Below are 17,106 nucleotides of genomic sequence, written 5' to 3'. Positions count from 1 at the left end.
GGCTAGCAAGTAAGGGAGCTCTTCGCAAGCTTCCTCCACAGGATGGATGTAAAATCTTAGAGAAGTCCTATAGGCTGTTTTTAGGGACGTTATCACAAGTGCCTTTCTTGTGATAGGTAGGACCGTTAGCCTATTGGACTGAACTTAGATTTTACCCATCCGAGGACCGAGAAGCTGGTGAAGAGCTCCCTTACTTGCGATCCCAGAGAACACCCCTTATCCCTTTCCTTTTAGGAATATAATGTGTAAAATACCCCAACAAACTGAATTTTATATAAGATAAAATAAAAAAACACCTACTCTCTAAGTAAGTGTCTTAAAACCTCATTTTAAAATTTACTCCTCTCTCTTTATTTACTACTGAAATCTCCCCTCCATAATAAACAATAATCTTCTTCGTAATGGCAAGTCCTAAACCAAACTTTCCTTTTGAGTCTTTATAAAGCTCTTCAAAGATTCTAGGTAGATCTTTGTCCTCAATAGGCGGTCCATCGTTCCCTATTTCTAACCAAATATCTTTGTCCTGTTTATAAAGCATGATATAAATCTTCTCCTTTGCATAACGTAGTTGGTTATCTAGTATATTTTCAATAGCAACTTGCAGACGTTCCTTATTGCCCTGTATCTTGGCTGACTCTAGAGTAATTTGCCATTTTATATCCTTATTCAAAAGTTCAAAACGACTGATAGTTTGTTCAAGGAGTACTTTTAAATCGAGATCACTTGTTTTTGTTTCTTTTTCTAAAAGGTAATCTAATGTATTATAATACAAAATTTGCTTTACCTTATTTTCAAGGCGTAAGGCTTCTATCTTGATAATTTCTGCTGTATTTTCTAAACTTTCCACATATATTTGATCCTCAATAGCCTGTGCATGGGCCATAATGACCATAATGGGGGTCTTTAAATCGTGAGAAATACTCTGTAAAAAACGTCTTTCTTCTTGGTCTGCATGCCTAAGGGCCTCTTGCATATAGTTAATGGAATGAATAAGCCTGCCAATCTCATCTTTACTCTCTATTTTCATGGGTTCTACCCATTCTTTATTGGCAATCTTTAAAGCCTGTTGTTCTAATCGCCTTAAAGGATTACAAATATAATTAGAAATAATCTTCGCTACCATAAGAGCAATAATAATGAAGATGAAACCAATGCCTAATATAAAAAATAAAAGATTATTATCATTTATATAGGTGATATAGGACACTAGCATTAGGTTCTCGTCTTGTTCTATTGATTGCACCTGTTTTTCTAAAGTACTCATCATAAATAAGATATCTTGATGATCATAGCGTGTTTTATGTGTTTCTTTATAAACGGTCTCTCCTTTTATGTAGGTTGCAAACAGCTGTCCTATAGTCATAAAACTCTTTGGTGGGTCTATTGGTCGTTTATCGATCGAAACTACTTCTAATGGTTTACCTTGCTTTTGCTTTAAGAGAATATGATGGATTTGCCCTACCTTTTTAAAGTTAATCGTCCTATCAGGTGCCAGCTCTCGATTACCTTTACTTAATATTTGATACATCATCTCATGTCCTATACTAATAGCTTCTAACTTGTTAGCTTCTTCCATACGTTTAAAAAGTCCTAGATATAAACCAGAAAGTGCTAAGATAATAACTCCCGCAAATACAATAAAAGTCATCCAAATACGAAGGGTAAGTGATTTAAATTGTAATAATTTCTTAAACCATCTTTTCATTCTACCACAACCCACTTATAGCCATGTCCATAAATCGTTTCAATAGTAATATGGCTTAACTTCTTGCGAAGGCGCCTAATCGTATCATCTACTACTCTATCTGAGCCAAAATAGCCTTCCCCCCATACCCCATAAAGAACTTGTTCCCTAGAAAGAACATGATTTTTATTCTTCAAAAAATAGAGCATAAGATCAAATTCCTTACTAGTAAGCTGCATAGTCTCTCCTTTATAGGTCACCAGACGTTCTTGAGGACTAATGGTATAGTCTCCTATATGTACGAGTTGTTCTCCTTCCTTAAAACTCTTTTCATAAAGTCGTTCCATAAGTTTATTCGTCCGAATCACTAACTCTCTTGGTAAAAAAGGCTTAGATAAATAATCATCACTTCCTAACTCGAGTCCCACCACTCGGTCTAGCTCTTCGTTTCGCGCTGACATAAAGATAACAGGCATTTTAGGATGATAGGCTTTTATGGCCTTAATAATTTCATACCCATTGTAGCCAGGTAAATTAATATCTAATATCCATAAGTGAGGAGTATCCTTAACATGCTCCATAGCCGTATCCCCATCAGCAAAAGGCGTAACACTGTAACCTTCATGGACTAAATATTTTTCCAAAAGAATACTTAAAGTTTGTTCATCTTCTACAAGATAAATTTTCTTCATGAGCTCCCTCCTTATCCACTTTCTTTTTATCATACCGTGCTTTTTTTCATTTGAAAAGTTATCTCTCTCATTTCACATAGAAGTCACATAATCTACATCAAAAAAGGATCTCTTTCCTTAAACTTAAAGAAAGAAATCCTCTTTTTATTCTTTAATTACTTTTGTGTCCTTAAAATCTCAGTATAAGCTAAAAGAAGTGGTGCTACCCCTTTAGCTTCATTTTCTACTATTGGCTCTGAGATGTAGTATTCAAAGGTGCCATCACGACTATCTGGCACACCTAGTCCAGCCACCAGACAAATCCCTCCTAAATTCATTTCACCCTCTTTTTCATAGAGGTATTTATCACAGATCCCATAAAAAGCCTTCTCACCATAACATCTATAATCTTCTGGTAAGAAGCCCATACGAATCCCTTTTAAAATGGCATAGGCCATAATAGCACTTCCACTGGTTTCAAGGTAATTACCTTCTCTTGTTCCTTGGTCAATAACTTGATACCACATACCACTTTCATCTTGGAATTTAAGCATAGCTTTCATCACTTCTTTGAAATTACTCATCAAGTGACTATATTCAGCTTCATAGCTCTTATCCATTTTTTCTAATGTATCAATAAGGGCCATCACATACCACCCTATAGCTCTTAGCCAAAAATTCTTGGAAAGACCTGTTTCTTTATTACACCACTTTGCTTGTCTCGAGGAGTCATAGCCATGGTAATAAAGACCCGTTACAGGATCTTTCATCAGCTTTTCTACATTTGCAAACTGCCTGCATATATCTGCATAATTTTTTTTATCATTAAACTTTGTTTCATATTCCATATAAAAAGGTTGCCCCATATAAAGTCCATCTAGCCAAACTTGATTAGGATAGATTTTTTTATGCCAAAAGTTACCTTCACTGGTACGTGGCTGATGCTTCACTTGCTCATAAACTGTATCAATAGCTTTTCTATAGCGCTCTTTACCTGTTAAATCATAAAGTTCAAAAAGTACTTTACCAGCATTAATATTATCAATATTATATTCCTCAGGATGATAAGCATTAATTGTACCATCTTCTTGCACATGATAGCTAATAAAAGCATCTGCAAAAGAAAGATATTTTTTCTCTCCTGTTATAGCATACATTTCTAAAATAGCCTTAATCATACAGCCATCTATATAATTCCAAGTAGGTTTTTCCCCACTACGTATCTTCTCAATATTCCAAATAGGTCTTTCTGGTGTACTTTTATCAATGAGTTCTTCCAAATACTTTTTAAGCATTTCCATTGTTCAATCCTCAATTTCTTTCATATTTGACTCAAAAAGTCTCTACTTCTCCTACCTTCCATATTAAAGAGATTTTTACGCATTGTAAATGAAGATTTCACACTACTTTGTTCATTTATTACATATCTTGTCTTTAATTATTTAAAAGACGTTTACCTTTCTCAGTAAGCTTTAAAAACTCAGTTACACCACCACCAGTAGTTTCTACTTCAAAGTTTTTAAGTAACCTTTCATGTCCTAAACATCTTTTAAGTTGCTCATAAGCTTTATCTTCTATTTCAAAGCTATATTTCATGCCATAACGATATTCCCTGCAAATAATTTCTGTAAGTCTTGTACGAGCTAACTTATCCTTTTGAGCTTCTATTAAAAAAGAGCCCCATGTAGCAAATAGTTGATCAAGATTGAGTACTTCTTTCCAGTTAAAAACTACACCTTGCTTGTCTTCTTTATAAGTTCCAAAAATTTGAAAATATCCTAGTTGAGATTCATCTGTACTGCTTTGTTCATTTTGCACTTGAGTAGCTGCTAGCTGCTCTTCTAACTCTTCTATATGCTTCACCATGAGTCGTTTTTCAAGTTGTAATTTTTTAATTTCTTCTAGTAAAACTTGTCTACCTATACAATCTCCACGTATCCAGCCTACTTGGGGTTGTTCCTCTATCATATTCCATATGCCTGATAGGATTTTGTCATAAAGCTCCTCTTTACTTGTCCACTGTTGGATAAAATCTTCACACCAAATTTCTTTTTTTACTTTTTCCATTTGTAGCTGCAAAGATGTGCTTTGCTCCTTTTGAATAAAATCAAAACAAGCCTCGCCTTGATAAGCATAAATAAGTATAGGTAAGCCTTTACGCTTCACGCTCTCTAAAGTATGGCTAATCCACGCCATCTGAGAAGCTGTTTCTATATGAGGTTTATTTCCTATTACTAGTAGATAATAGTCACTGTCTTCAATTAATTCTTGTACAATCTTCATTTCTCTATCATCTAAATTAGCTAGACTCCCTTGCCCTACTGGCATACAGCCTTTTTCTATTAATGCTTTATTAATAAGTCGTTGTTCTTCTATCCCCTCTAAATTAAGCATTTCTAAAAAAACTTGATATAATTTTTTCATTTGCTCGCCCTCCTAAAATAGAACGCTTTGCTATTTTTTATAAAATTTCTACAAAGATATTATATCATAGTTTATTTTGGGTACTACAATTAAAGTTAACAAAATTTAAAAACTAAATACTATTCAAATAAAAAAGCCTTTTCTTTAAAGTTTTCTTGGCTTGCAAGTTAAACTTTTATGAAAAGACTTTTTAATATCTAATTAACGGCTAAGACCTTCTTTTATCTCATCAATCATGATTTGAGTGGAAATGAAACCACCATTTGCTACGTACCAAGCTTGTGGGTTTAGATAAATGATACGATTATTTTTATAAGCATCTGTATTCTTCATCAATTCATTTTCAAAAAGTTTTTCCGCTGAAGTAGCACCACCCGCTACTGCTGTACGGTCAATTACAAAGATATATTCTGGATTTTTTTCTACAATATATTCAAAGGTTGCTTTTTGACCATGCTTAGCATCTTCAATAGTTGTATCTACTGGTGTTACCCCAAAGTTTTGATGGATAATTCCAAAACGAGAGGCTTCTCCATAAACACTAATGGCCGTATCATTTGCTAGGACAATAAGTCCCTTTGCATCCTTTTCTTTTGCAAGCGTACTTACTTCTTCAATTGCTTTATCTACTTCTTCTAGCTTCTTGGCTACTTCTTCTTCCTTATTAAAGATTTGTCCTAAGTAGTTCATATTCTTTTTAAAAGACCCTAAGTAGTCTTCATTTTCTAAAGACATAGATATAGTTGGAGCAATTTCACTGAGTTGATCATAAAAGTCGGCTTGTCTTCCACCAATAATAATAAGTTCTGGTTCAAGTTCATAAATCTTTTCAAGATTTGGCTCAAAAAGCTCTCCTACATTTACATAGCTATCCCCTTTATACTTCTCTAAATAATCGGGAAGTGTCCCTGGTGCCACCCCTATTACTTCTACACCTAAAGTATCTAGGGCATCTAGGGTACCATAATCAAATACTACTACATTCTTGGGGTTGCGTGGTACCTCTGTTTCACCTAATGCATGAACTACCTTTACAGGCTCTGTTGCTTCTTTTTCTTCTGTCACTGTCGCTGTTGTCGTTGGAATAGGCGTCTCTATCGCTTCTGATGTTTGCTTTAATCCACATCCTGTTAAAGCTACTGCTAGTGTTGTTAAACTTAAAAATAATAATTTTTTACTCATTTTCTCTATTCTTCTCCTTTATTGTTCTTTAATTTTTAATAATAAACACATACACGTTGGGAATTAATATGTTGTACCTTAAACGGTATTTCATAAATACTCTTTAAAACCTTTTCTTCTATAAGCTCTTCACTGGTTCCTTCTCTTGCAATTTTTCCATCCTTTAAAGCAACAATATAATCTGAGTAACACGAAGCAAAATTAATATCATGTATTACGATGATGACTGTTTTGCCTAGTTCCTGTGTTAGCCTCTTAAGAGTTTTCATAATCTCTACAGAATGCCTCATATCCAAATTATTAAGTGGTTCATCTAAAAGGATATACTCGCTATTTTGAGCCAAAACCATAGCTATATAAGCTCTTTGCCTTTGCCCGCCACTTAACTCATCTAAGTATTTATCTTGTATGTCCTGAAGTTGCATATAGTTAAGAGCTTCGTCAATCTTTTCTTCATCTTCTTTGTTTATGCGCCCTCCCGAATGAGGAAATCGACCAAAGCTAACCAGTTGACGAATGGTTAAACGTAAACTCATATGATTACTTTGTCTAAGTACTGCCATTTTCTTAGCTAACTTTTTAGGTTCCCATTCTTCTAGTTTCTGCCCCTCAATCATCACTTCACCTTCTTCACAACGGATTAATCTGCTCATCACAGAAAGAAGTGTGCTTTTTCCTGCACCATTAGGTCCAATGAAGGAGGTTAGTTTACCTTTTGGAATAGTGAGGGAAACATCATCTACTACTTTTTTTTGATGATAACTTTTAGTTATATTTCTAAGTTGTATCATTGCGTCCTCCCTTTAATAATTAAATAAATAAAATAAATACCACCTACAAAATTAATAATAATTCCTATACTCATACTGTAATTAAGCACCCGTTCAATAAGGAATTGTGCTCCTATTACACTGACCATACTTACTAGGAAAATCATCATTAAAAGATGTACATGCTTATAGCTCCTTAACATATATCTGCCAATATTTACAACTAATAGCCCGAGAAACGTAATAGGCCCTACTAAGGCTGTTGCAGTTGCTGTTAGAAGCACTACAATCACTAGCATACGTTTTACTATTTGGTCATAATGAATCCCTAAGCTAATAGCAGTTTCTCTTCCTAAGGCAAGAACATCCAAATACTTGAAATAAGGTAAAGCATACACTAGAGCTCCTCCTATCATCAGGGTTGCCAAAATAAGTACATCATTATTTACAGTACTAAAACTTGCTTGCATTTTACTTTGTACTGTCTGAAAACTAACAGGGTCTATAAGGATTTGCACAAATCCTGTCAGGCTGTCAAATAATGTTCCTACAATTAATCCAATTAAAAGTAAGAAAAAAATATTTTGCTGACCTTTCTTAAATACCATTTTATAAAACCAACTTGCCACCACCATCATTAACACAAGACTGAGTAAAAAATGAGCCTTCTTATTACTAATTAAAAAACTATTAGCTCCTAAGAAAAAAACAACCATCGTATTAACTAGCATATAGAGAGAATCAAGCCCTAAAATACTGGGTGTCAAAAGCTGATTATGTGTAACTGTTTGAAAAAGCAAGGAAGAAAAACCAATGGCTCCTCCTGTTAATAGCATGGCATAGAGTTTAGGTACCCGCTTAGATAGGGCATAAGCAAAATTTTTCTCATTAAGTCCCACAAGGAGATAGCAAAATATAATACCTAAAACAAGTATACCTACTATAATGAGTCTATTTTTATCTTGATTTTTTAATACACTATCTGTCCTTGTTTTCATTTTAGCCTTCATACTTTGCCCTCCTTAATAGCATGCCAAGGAAAAAAAGCCCACCTATAAGGCCTACTGTCATACCAATAGAAAGTTCAAATGGAAAAACAACTAACCTTCCAAATACATCACATAAAATAAGGAAGATAGGCCCTACTAAAACAATGTGTCCTAAAGCTTCTTTTAAATGATCCCCTTTATACAAGGTTACAAGGTTTGGAATAATTAAACCTAGGAAAGGAATATTCCCTACCGTTAGTAATGTAACTGCTGTAATGAGTGCAACAATCCCTAAACCAATATTAACAACTACCTTGTAATTTAATCCTAAATTTACTGCAAACTCCTCTCCCATTCCTGCAATACTAATTTGATTAGCAAAGAAAAAGCCTAAAGCAACAATAGGAATACTTAAATAAATCATCTCGTAATTTCCTGACATAATCATGGATAAATCACCTTCCATCCAAGATGAAAGATTTTGCACCACATCCCATTTAAAAGCAAGAAAGGTTGTAATAGAACCAACAATCTTACCGAGCATCATTCCTACTAAAGGAACAAAGATAATATTTTTGATGGGGATTCTTTTCATCATCTGCATAAATAGTACAGTACCTGCCATAGCAAAAACAAAGGCAACTAGCATCTTTATAAGCTTCCCTGAACCTCCCACACCAATCATAGCTACTAAAAGCCCTAGCTTAGCAAAGTCAGTTGTGGCAGCAGTCGTTGGTGATACAAATTTATTCCTACTAATCTGCTGCATAATAAGCCCACTCACACTTAATCCCATTCCAGCAACAACAAGGGCTACAAGCCTTGGCATGCGACTCGTTAATAAAAGCTGCCATTTATTCTGATTTAATTCTATTAAGTCTTTTAATCGCAATTCACTCACACCCACGAACAAAGAGATTCCTCCAAGAACGATTAGCACAAGGAGTAAATAACGTTTTTTCATGAAATGTTCCACTTTTCTCTCCTTTGACAGTTTATTTATCTCATGCTATACTTTATATCCAAAAGCAATATTGATAATCGTTATCATTTATATGTTCTATCCTATCATCCTTTTATACGACTGTCTTTCACTCTATTGCTTTTTCTTTCACTTTATTTCACTTAATTACACTTAATTACTAAAAGGAGTTTTTATCTAATGATTCATATTGATTTACAAACAACACTCGAAACCTTTTATCTTTGCAGTCATCTCCCGATTAAAGCCCTTCATTCAAATACCCATGTGTTTTATAAAGTAGGCTATACGGAAACAACTGAACTCATTTTTGAAGAATATTTCTCTTGGGAATTTTTTATGGAAGCCATTACGCTACTAAAAACAGAGGCTTTCCTTCATTATACTTTAAAAAATGGTTTAAGCTTCACTCTCTGCCCAATTGTAAAAAGCGATCCATCCCAAGGCTGTTATATCCTAGGACCTTATACATTAACTATAGAACTTCAAGACTTCCTTCCTTTTAAGCCTCATTATTGCATCCTCCATCTTATGGAGCTTCTTTATCAACTTGCCAATAACTCACTATTAGAAACTATTTCAAAGGAAAGTATTCCTTCTGAAACCTGCCTTTCACCTTGTGCAAATGCCGCCCATTCTTGCGAGCTTGGAGAATATAGTTATCACATCTCACGAGCAAAAAAATATTTAGCTGTTCATCTACGGGAGGCTATTACACTTGATCAAGTTGTCGATCATCTAGGCATTGGTAAAAGTTACTTTTGTAGACTCTTTCGAAAGGTAACAGGGCAAACCTTTTCTAGTTACCTCTCCGAAAAACGTATTGCTGCTAGTACACATCTTCTTAGAAATAGCTCTCTTTCTATTTTAGAAATTGCTCTTCAATGTGGTTTTAGTAGTGCTAGTTATTATACCACTACCTTTAAAAAAGTAATGGGACAAACTCCTCTTGAATATCGCAATCAATTAAGTGAACATCTCACTTCAAATAAACTCTCATAATATATTTTTTGTGGCATATCATTTCCTATTTGATTACCTAATTTATAGATATTTAGATATTTTATATTTCAATTATTAAATAATTATTATTTTTTAAATATTTTATAGATTTAGAATAAAAAGTAGCATATACTTAATAAGAAGTATTATCTAATATGTTTTATTAAATATATTTTTATTAACTTATCCTATTTATTTCTTAGAAAGGTACTTTTTATTATAAAAAAATGAATAAACAAAGCCATAAAATAAAAATACTCTTTTTTATATTTTCTTTTAATATTATAGTAAGCCTTTTTTATTTATTAAATTATTACTATCTTCAGTATCAAAACCAACTTTTGTATAATGCTCTTCAAACAAAAGTACTTCAAAGCATCCCTTGTCCTCAAACAAAGGAAATTTCCAAGTCACCTCAGCCATCTTCTTCTAATCCGAAAATTTTGTTTGAAAATTATGATTTAATTATCGACTTTGATGAGTTAAAGAAATTTAACCCCCATATTTATGCCTGGATTTATATTCCTGATACTCAAATTAACTACCCCATACTCCAACATCCTGAGGATGATAGTTACTACCTTAATCATAATTTGGATGGTCAAAAAGGTTATCCTGGTTGTATTTATTCAGAGAAATATAACCAAATAGACTTTTCTGATGCTGTTACAGTGCTATATGGTCACAGTATGAATAATGGGTCTATGTTTGGAACCTTAATCAAATATGAAAATAGTGATTTCTTAAATAAGAATAATTACCTCTTTATTTATACCCCCAAGCAGCCTTTTAAATATGAAATCATTTTAGTTGCTGAATATGATAATAGACATCTATTAAAAAGCTTTAACTTCTTCGAGCAAGAAGGTAAAACCTTATTTTTAAAAGATATTTTAAATACATCTCCAAGATTTTTGACTCAAAATTTAGACATTCATTCCACTTCCCAATTACTTGTTTTGTCAACTTGTTTAAAAACTGATTCTTCTAAACGCCTTTTAATAGTGGCTCAAAAAGTATAAACACTACTATTTATAGAGGTATTACTTCTTAATGAATAGTCCCTTATAGGATTATTAATAAAACTTAATTCAAGGTCATATATTTTATATGTTATCTGGAACAAAACGAAAGGAAGGATTCTATTAATGAGACAAAAACGCAAATTAAGACTCAAATTTTCAGTAATACTTACCTTAACACTTATTGTATTTACTTGCGCAAGCTACTCACTCTACGCACAACCTACTTATAACAAAGCTTATACAATTGGTAATATTTTAAGTGACTATGAATACTTTGTACAAGAAGATTTAACAGCTACTTATTCAGGTCATTGTGTTAGTGCCGTTGCAGTAGGTGGAACATTAGACACTCCCAATACCATAGGTGATGCTCAGGTAGCTTCTACTTATGTCAAGCACGTAAAAAATCTAGCTAATTTTGAAGAAGGAAAATGGCTTACTGGTTCTCCCTATCAAGTAACTAACTTTTATTATGATACACTGGATGCTAGCTTACCCTCTTGGCTTACTGAAAGATTTACACATGCTCCAGGTTATATTGACTTTGATAAGGCTTTTACAAATCTTAAAAGCGAATCAACTACATGGGCTGAAGCTGGAACATCCGCTTATTCAATAAACAGTGGTATATTAACCCTTAAATTAGCTCCTGCAAAAGATACATATATAACGATTCCCTTTGATGCCATTACTACTACAAGTAGTATTTCTATTGAAGGTCTCTCATCTGTTCAAGATTTTGTAAATCATAAATATGTTATTTCTATCACTGGGATAAATAGTACGGATTATACTCTTTCATTTTATAATATAAACATGAATGGTAAATCTTTTAGCCAAGCATTAAAAGCTCTTGAAGGTGGAACTAATGGGGATCAATTAAATCTTGAAGGAATGAAATTAGTTTGGAACTTTCCAGATGCTAGTGGTAACCTAACAGCCCAAGGACTTTCTGGCCACTTTGTAGCACCACAAGCTAATGTCCTATTAGAAGGTGGAAATTTTGAAGGAGGCATTATTGCAAGAAATGTTAAGAAATCCGATGCAGAAGGTCATTTCTATTCTTTTTATAAGCCTGGAATACCACCTGAAACAGAACCTCCAATTCCTGTAGGTCCTTCTCCTAGTCCTAGTCCTTCTCCTAGCCCTAGTCCTGAACCTAGTCCTTCTCCTAGTCCTAGCCCTGAACCTAGTCCTAGCCCTGAATCTAGCCCTTCTCCTAGCCCTAGCCCTGAACTTAACACTATCGCTACCTCTAATCCCCCTAATAATACTTCTTTAGGAGAGACTGATTCTGATTTATTAAACACTGATATGAATAATCCTATTCAGATAAGTTCTAAAACACAGGATAACACTTCTCCTAAAACAGGTGAAAATCACTTAACAACTGTCTTCTTAATGGTTGTATTTCTATCTGGAATAGGGCTTATTGGTATTAATAAAGCAAATAAAAAGAGGCAGTAAACTACATACCTCTTTCATGAAAAAGTCTAATAGCTACTAACTATTAGACTTTTTTTATAACCGCTTCATGTAAGGAAGCCTTTTTATATATGGTAACGTATAGTTAGCCGTAAGTCCTATAAAAACACCTGTTAGAATGCCTGTCACTGATAAGATAGGTAGATACAAAAAAACTCCGCTATTTTGTAAGATTACGGTTGCAACAAGCAGTTGCCCTATATGATGAAATACCGCTCCTGCTGCACTCACGCCTATAATACTCACCTTTTCCTTTAAGCTTTCTTTGATGCCTACCATTATTAAAAAGCTAAAAACAGCTCCCATTCCACCGTATAAAAAGCCTGTCATACTTCCCCCAAAAAGGCTACTTAAAAGTACTCTTACTCCTATGATTTCAAAAACTTCTCTTTTTTTAGTTAAAGTATAAAGAGCTAGAACCGTGACTAAATTGGCAAGCCCTAGTCTTGCTCCAGGTGTCATGAAGGGTACGGGAAGATTTCTTTCCATGAGATGGAGCACCAAAGCCCCTGCCACTAAAAGAGCTTTATAAATAAGTCGCTCTGTTTTTTTCATTGTTTTCTCCTAATATGTACGTGTGTCCATTTCTTCGTCTTGCTTTTCTCCTACTATTTCAACACAAAGCTTATGAGGCAAGCACGTAATGGTTTCTCCTACCTTAGAAATAGGTCTAAACTCAGTACAAAGTAAATCTGGACAATCTGCATCTTGTATAGAGACTTGATCTAATTCTATTACCAGTTTGTTTTTGCCATAAGCTGTCTGTATAGCAATCTCTTCTTTTTCCTGTTCTTCCTTTAAAGGGATTTTTTGATAAGGCTTTCCTTCCACCGTTATTAGGACATAGGTTGCAGTATAGTCTTTAAAAATAAGTACCTTAAAACATAAATAGGGGATAAAAGAAAGAAGAAGTAACAACACAATTATCCCTATATCCCACTTTTTAATCATCTATTCACCTCAAGCCTTTTTATTTTTCTTTTACACACCTCTTGTCAACTCATGGTATAATTATAACATAAATTTTTTATTTATAACCCTTACTTACTATTTTCTTTAACTTTACAAACTGGAGAGATACTAATGAATTATGTTTTACGTTTTTTATTAACTTTATGCCTCATCTTTTCTTTATTCTTATCAGGTTGCCAAAAACACTCTTCGCCTTCCCCTCTCAAGAGGACTGAATTTATCCTAGGTACTACTGTCACTCTTGCTCTTTATGATACGCAAGATGAGTCCCTGTTAGATGTCGCCTTTGAACGTATTAAAGAATTAGAAGATATACTTAGTATGAATAAAGCAGGAACACTTATTGATGAGGTCAATGCCCATGCAGGTGATCATCCTCAAGTGGTAGACGAAAAAACCTTTCGTCTTATCGAAAAAGGATTATATTACGGTGAATTAACAGAAGGTGCCTTTGATATCACCATTGGTCCCTTAGTAGAACTTTGGCATATTGGTTTCGAAGATGCTAGGGTTCCTGAACCTTCTGAAATTAAAGATACTCTTCCTCTCATTGATTACCGCAAAGTAAAATTAGATGCAGCAGCTTCTACTGTTTTTTTACCCACCTCCGGTATGTGCCTTGATTTAGGTGGGATTGCAAAGGGTTATGTAGCAGATGAAATCGCTGAGCTTTTAAAGGAAAAAGGGGTGCAAAATGCTATTATCAATTTAGGTGGCAATGTCTATGCTCTAGGAGAAAAAGGAGAAGGCATACCTTTTACTGTAGGTGTTCAAAACCCCTTTGACCCACGTGGTGCGATTATCGGTAAATTGCAGCTCACCAACCAGTCAGCTGTTACCTCTGGCATTTATGAGCGTTACTTAGAAGTGAATGGACATAAATATCATCATCTTTTAAATCCTCAAACAGGTTATCCCTTTGAGAATGAACTAGCTGGTGTGACAATTATTAGCAAAGCTTCTATTGACGGCGATGCGCTTTCTACTTCCGTCTTTGCCCTAGGTCTTGAAAAAGGGTTAGCGTTTGTAAATAAACTAGAAGATGTAGAAGCTATTTTTATCACTAAAGATAAAGAGGTTATTGTCTCTTCTCACCTCCTCTCTAGCTTTACTCTTACTGATTTAACTTTCAGTTTAGTTCCATTAGATTAAGTTGCGGGACGATATGGAATCGTCCCCTACATTTTGGGATATGGAATCGTCCCCTACATTTGGATGGGGGATTGTCGCTTATATTGGGATGGGGGGATTTTTATATTTTTAAGTTGCCTTCCCTATTCTGTTCGTCATTATTCGTGTATAATAGACTAAGTTTTAAAATACAATAAGCAAGGAGAATATCATGAGTACTTGTTTCAAAGACTTTTCATTAAACGAGAAACTTATTATAGGGCTTGAAAAGCAGAATATCACAGTGCCTACCGCTATTCAAACTCTTACTATACCTACCTTTTTAGAAGGTAAAGACATTATTGCAGAATCACACACTGGAAGTGGCAAAACTCTTGCTTTTTTACTTCCTCTTTTTCAAAAAATCAAACCTACTCAAAGAGAGATTCAAGCTCTTATTTTAGCACCTACTCACGAGCTGGTGATGCAGATTCATACTCAAATTGAACTTTTAAGTCAAAATAGTGATGTTCCTATTACTTCTATCCCAATTATGGGAGAAGTGCATATGGAAAAGCAAATCAAGAAACTCAAAGAAAAGCCACATATCATTGTAGGCTCTTGTGGACGTGTACTTGACCTCATGCGCAAGAAAAAAATCCCACCTCATACGCTTAAAACCATTATCATTGATGAAGCAGACAATTTATTAGATAATAAACAAGCTGTGTCTATCCAAGAAATGCTTCATCTTGTTATGAAAGATAGGCAAGTATGTATTTTTTCAGCTTCCATTAGCAGCAAAACCTTGGCAATGGCTAAAACTTTTATGCGAGAACCTGCTATCTTGAAAACAGCTCCTAAAACTTCTGTTAATCCTCAAATTGAGCATTTTTATACCCTTAGTGATTCCCGTGAAAAATTTGATTTACTTCGCAAACTTTTAGCTGCAACAAAAGCTGAAAAAGTTCTTATCTTTGTTAGCCAAAATACGGATAGCCAAGGTCTCGTCGCTAAACTCAATCATCATCAACACCCTACTTCTTCTATCTCTGGTAAAGCAACCAAAGAAGATCGGAAAACAGCACTTATGCGTTTTCGAACAGGTAAGGTTAAATGTTTAGTTTCTTCTGACCTATCAGCAAGAGGGCTAGATATACCTGATGTGACCCATATCTTCCACTTTGACTTTCCTTTAACTGCTAATGAATATTTGCATCGTGCTGGTCGAACAGCTCGTGGCAATCTTTCTGGTGTTTCTATTTGCCTCGCCACTCCAAAAGATTTAGGTGCTATTCGTATTTATGGAAAAGAATTAGGCATTCATATAAAACCTATTGAGCTTAAAGAAGGTAAGCTTGTTCCTTGTACAGCTTCTACAGAAAGTATTCCTTCTAAATCTATTTCTCATAAAGGAAATAGACCTCAAGCAAGTACATCAAAGACAAAGTTTTTTAAATCAGATACTAAAAAGAGGAGAAGCTCCTCCTAAGGGCTTCTCCTCTTTTTAGTAAGCAATTCTATAAAATCAAAAAAGGATATACATACATGACACGAAAAAATCAACTTAACTTATCTCATATCTTAAAAGACCTTACTACAGATTTAGCAGAAACAGTACGTGAAATCTGCCCAACTCCTTCTGATTCTTTTGAAAGGCAAATTAATCGTTTTACTGAAAAATACAATGTTATTATCTCTTCTTCTCTAGATGAACTTCTAGAAGCCTCTGTAAAATCTAACTCCTATCTTTCTCAAGAAGAAACTCCATTAAGTGAACTCTCTAAACACATCACCTCATAGTTTTTGCACTTAACTCTTCTTTTTTTGCTTTTAAATGAAATATACCTATTTTAGAAAATACAAAGATAGCTAGGGCCACCCAAATAAAACCAAAGGTGGTAAGGTGAGCGGTAGTAAAGCTTTCCTTATACACAAAAATCCCTAATATTAAAGTCAATGTAGGACTAATATATTGAAAAAAGCCTACAACTGAAAAAGGTAGTTTTTTTACACCATACCCAAAAAGGAGTAATGGAATGGCCGTCACTACACCCGTTAAAGGAAGAAGAAACAGCTTAGCTGTACTTAGTATCCCTATAGCTCCTGTTCCATTTATTTCACTTACTAAAAGATAAATAAGGGCAATTGGGAAGACAACAGCTGTTTCTAAGGTAAGTGAAATCTGTGGTTCCAAATTTGCTTGTTTCTTAAGAGCTCCATAGATGGCAAAGCTAAAAGCAAGACTAAGCGCTACAAAAGGGAACTTCCCAAACTCTATAATCATAATGAGTATGCCTATACCTGCAAGTCCTACAGAAAGCATTTCCCATTTATTAAATTTTTCTTTAAAGCACAGTCCACTAATGAGAATCACTACTAACGGATTCATGAAGTATCCCATACTTGACTCAATAACATGACCACTATTAACCGCCCATATGTAAGTAAACCAATTGACTGTAATGCTTATACTAGCTAATAGCATGAGCTTTAAACACCTTTTATTATGACAAATTTGTTTTATTTTACTCCATTCTTTTGTCATACTTAACATGAGTACACAAAAACCTAATGACCATACAATACGACTTGCCAAAATATAAAGAGGGGATACACTACTTAAAAGCTTCCAATAGATTGGAAGTATTCCCCATAAAATATAGGCAAATGTAGTTGCCAAAATTCCTTTTTTCATATTGCCCTCCTATTTTTATTATTTAAGATACGAGTTAATTAAAGCATCTAAGTTCTAAAAACAATAAAATCTTTTGGACTAGATTCTCTCTTGTTTTTATGGTAAAATACAT

Annotated in this window: 17 protein-coding genes; 6 read left to right on the top strand and 11 right to left on the bottom strand. The window is 34.2% G+C overall.

The features are described from left to right. Nucleotides 1–316: 316 nt before the first annotated feature. The 8 genes from CS063_RS15805 to CS063_RS15770 form a co-directional block, all read right to left on the bottom strand. Complete coding sequence (locus tag CS063_RS15805; RefSeq protein ID WP_099450659.1) at nucleotides 317–1,705, bottom strand: sensor histidine kinase; 1,389 nt, start codon at nucleotides 1,703–1,705, stop codon at nucleotides 317–319. Further along, on the bottom strand, nucleotides 1,702–2,376 hold the full coding sequence (locus CS063_RS15800; RefSeq protein ID WP_308415548.1) for a response regulator transcription factor: 675 nt from the start codon (nucleotides 2,374–2,376) through the stop codon (nucleotides 1,702–1,704). Before CS063_RS15800 ends, CS063_RS15805 begins: the two co-directional genes overlap by 4 nt. Nucleotides 2,377–2,531: 155 nt before the next feature. Beyond that, entirely contained in the window at nucleotides 2,532–3,656 is a 1,125-nt protein-coding gene (locus CS063_RS15795) for a glycoside hydrolase family 88/105 protein (RefSeq protein WP_099450657.1), read from the bottom strand. A 133-nt stretch (nucleotides 3,657–3,789) separates the two neighbouring features. Next, entirely contained in the window at nucleotides 3,790–4,779 is a 990-nt protein-coding gene (locus CS063_RS15790) for a hypothetical protein (protein ID WP_099450656.1), read from the bottom strand. Between the two features lie 201 nt (nucleotides 4,780–4,980). Next, nucleotides 4,981–5,961 carry a siderophore ABC transporter substrate-binding protein gene (locus tag CS063_RS15785; RefSeq protein WP_099450655.1) on the bottom strand — a complete coding sequence of 327 codons (981 nt, stop codon included), beginning with the start codon at nucleotides 5,959–5,961 and terminating at the stop codon, nucleotides 4,981–4,983. A gap of 35 nt (nucleotides 5,962–5,996) precedes the next feature. Then, nucleotides 5,997–6,752, bottom strand: a complete 756-nt coding sequence (locus CS063_RS15780) for an iron ABC transporter ATP-binding protein (RefSeq protein WP_099450654.1) — start codon at nucleotides 6,750–6,752, stop codon at nucleotides 5,997–5,999. Further along, nucleotides 6,749–7,741, bottom strand: a complete 993-nt coding sequence (locus CS063_RS15775) for an iron chelate uptake ABC transporter family permease subunit (RefSeq protein ID WP_308415547.1) — start codon at nucleotides 7,739–7,741, stop codon at nucleotides 6,749–6,751. Before CS063_RS15775 ends, CS063_RS15780 begins: the two co-directional genes overlap by 4 nt. Then, entirely contained in the window at nucleotides 7,731–8,696 is a 966-nt protein-coding gene (locus tag CS063_RS15770; RefSeq protein WP_330401029.1) for an ABC transporter permease, read from the bottom strand. The genes CS063_RS15775 and CS063_RS15770 overlap by 11 nt, the downstream gene beginning before the upstream one ends. A gap of 186 nt (nucleotides 8,697–8,882) precedes the next feature. Here CS063_RS15770 and CS063_RS15765 point away from each other — a divergent pair, with 186 nt between their 5' ends. The 3 genes from CS063_RS15765 to CS063_RS15755 all read left to right on the top strand — a co-directional run bounded on the left by CS063_RS15765 (nucleotide 8,883) and on the right by CS063_RS15755 (nucleotide 12,196). Further along, nucleotides 8,883–9,704, top strand: a complete 822-nt coding sequence (locus tag CS063_RS15765; protein WP_099450653.1) for a helix-turn-helix transcriptional regulator — start codon at nucleotides 8,883–8,885, stop codon at nucleotides 9,702–9,704. Between the two features lie 227 nt (nucleotides 9,705–9,931). Next, nucleotides 9,932–10,726: a class B sortase gene (locus CS063_RS15760; protein WP_099450652.1), complete on the top strand. Its 795-nt coding sequence runs from the start codon at nucleotides 9,932–9,934 to the stop codon at nucleotides 10,724–10,726. A gap of 126 nt (nucleotides 10,727–10,852) precedes the next feature. Continuing rightward, nucleotides 10,853–12,196 carry a collagen-binding domain-containing protein gene (locus tag CS063_RS15755; RefSeq protein WP_099450651.1) on the top strand — a complete coding sequence of 448 codons (1,344 nt, stop codon included), beginning with the start codon at nucleotides 10,853–10,855 and terminating at the stop codon, nucleotides 12,194–12,196. A gap of 54 nt (nucleotides 12,197–12,250) precedes the next feature. On the opposite strand, the gene CS063_RS15750 is transcribed toward CS063_RS15755, so the two are convergent. Together CS063_RS15750 and CS063_RS15745 are read right to left on the bottom strand one after the other, a co-directional pair. Then, nucleotides 12,251–12,769 carry a Gx transporter family protein gene (locus CS063_RS15750; protein WP_099450650.1) on the bottom strand — a complete coding sequence of 173 codons (519 nt, stop codon included), beginning with the start codon at nucleotides 12,767–12,769 and terminating at the stop codon, nucleotides 12,251–12,253. A 9-nt stretch (nucleotides 12,770–12,778) separates the two neighbouring features. Continuing rightward, complete coding sequence (locus tag CS063_RS15745; protein WP_099450649.1) at nucleotides 12,779–13,165, bottom strand: NusG domain II-containing protein; 387 nt, start codon at nucleotides 13,163–13,165, stop codon at nucleotides 12,779–12,781. Nucleotides 13,166–13,297: 132 nt separating this feature from the next. Between CS063_RS15745 and CS063_RS15740 the strand changes: the two genes are divergently transcribed. The 3 genes from CS063_RS15740 to CS063_RS15730 all read left to right on the top strand — a co-directional run bounded on the left by CS063_RS15740 (nucleotide 13,298) and on the right by CS063_RS15730 (nucleotide 16,099). Beyond that, a complete protein-coding gene (locus CS063_RS15740) occupies nucleotides 13,298–14,338 on the top strand; it encodes an FAD:protein FMN transferase (RefSeq protein ID WP_099450648.1) in 1,041 nt (346 codons plus the stop codon). A gap of 190 nt (nucleotides 14,339–14,528) precedes the next feature. Further along, nucleotides 14,529–15,788 carry a DEAD/DEAH box helicase gene (locus tag CS063_RS15735; protein WP_099450647.1) on the top strand — a complete coding sequence of 420 codons (1,260 nt, stop codon included), beginning with the start codon at nucleotides 14,529–14,531 and terminating at the stop codon, nucleotides 15,786–15,788. A 56-nt stretch (nucleotides 15,789–15,844) separates the two neighbouring features. Next, a complete protein-coding gene (locus tag CS063_RS15730; protein WP_099450646.1) occupies nucleotides 15,845–16,099 on the top strand; it encodes a hypothetical protein in 255 nt (84 codons plus the stop codon). On the opposite strand, the gene rarD is transcribed toward CS063_RS15730, so the two are convergent. Further along, on the bottom strand, nucleotides 16,089–16,994 hold the full coding sequence (gene rarD, locus CS063_RS15725; protein ID WP_099450645.1) for an EamA family transporter RarD: 906 nt from the start codon (nucleotides 16,992–16,994) through the stop codon (nucleotides 16,089–16,091). The genes CS063_RS15730 and rarD overlap by 11 nt on opposite strands. Between the last annotated feature and the right edge of the window lie 112 nt (nucleotides 16,995–17,106).

The sequence above is a fragment of the Sporanaerobium hydrogeniformans genome, assembly GCF_002735925.1.
In the GTDB taxonomy this organism is placed as follows: Bacteria; Bacillota; Clostridia; order Lachnospirales; family Cellulosilyticaceae; genus Sporanaerobium; species Sporanaerobium hydrogeniformans.
Note: the sequence above shows the minus strand (reverse complement) of the source record. Positions and strands in the feature narration are given on the sequence as shown.

Coding starts and splice junctions, on each gene's coding strand:
- CS063_RS15805 (WP_099450659.1), bottom strand. CDS start 1,705: ATGAAAAGATGGTTTAAGAAATTATTACAATTTAAATCACTTACCCTT.
- CS063_RS15800 (WP_308415548.1), bottom strand. CDS start 2,376: ATGAAGAAAATTTATCTTGTAGAAGATGAACAAACTTTAAGTATTCTT.
- CS063_RS15795 (WP_099450657.1), bottom strand. CDS start 3,656: ATGGAAATGCTTAAAAAGTATTTGGAAGAACTCATTGATAAAAGTACA.
- CS063_RS15790 (WP_099450656.1), bottom strand. CDS start 4,779: ATGAAAAAATTATATCAAGTTTTTTTAGAAATGCTTAATTTAGAGGGG.
- CS063_RS15785 (WP_099450655.1), bottom strand. CDS start 5,961: ATGAGTAAAAAATTATTATTTTTAAGTTTAACAACACTAGCAGTAGCT.
- CS063_RS15780 (WP_099450654.1), bottom strand. CDS start 6,752: ATGATACAACTTAGAAATATAACTAAAAGTTATCATCAAAAAAAAGTA.
- CS063_RS15775 (WP_308415547.1), bottom strand. CDS start 7,741: ATGAAGGCTAAAATGAAAACAAGGACAGATAGTGTATTAAAAAATCAA.
- CS063_RS15765 (WP_099450653.1), top strand. CDS start 8,883: ATGATTCATATTGATTTACAAACAACACTCGAAACCTTTTATCTTTGC.
- CS063_RS15760 (WP_099450652.1), top strand. CDS start 9,932: ATGAATAAACAAAGCCATAAAATAAAAATACTCTTTTTTATATTTTCT.
- CS063_RS15755 (WP_099450651.1), top strand. CDS start 10,853: ATGAGACAAAAACGCAAATTAAGACTCAAATTTTCAGTAATACTTACC.
- CS063_RS15750 (WP_099450650.1), bottom strand. CDS start 12,769: ATGAAAAAAACAGAGCGACTTATTTATAAAGCTCTTTTAGTGGCAGGG.
- CS063_RS15745 (WP_099450649.1), bottom strand. CDS start 13,165: ATGATTAAAAAGTGGGATATAGGGATAATTGTGTTGTTACTTCTTCTT.
- CS063_RS15740 (WP_099450648.1), top strand. CDS start 13,298: ATGAATTATGTTTTACGTTTTTTATTAACTTTATGCCTCATCTTTTCT.
- CS063_RS15735 (WP_099450647.1), top strand. CDS start 14,529: ATGAGTACTTGTTTCAAAGACTTTTCATTAAACGAGAAACTTATTATA.
- CS063_RS15730 (WP_099450646.1), top strand. CDS start 15,845: ATGACACGAAAAAATCAACTTAACTTATCTCATATCTTAAAAGACCTT.
- rarD (WP_099450645.1), bottom strand. CDS start 16,994: ATGAAAAAAGGAATTTTGGCAACTACATTTGCCTATATTTTATGGGGA.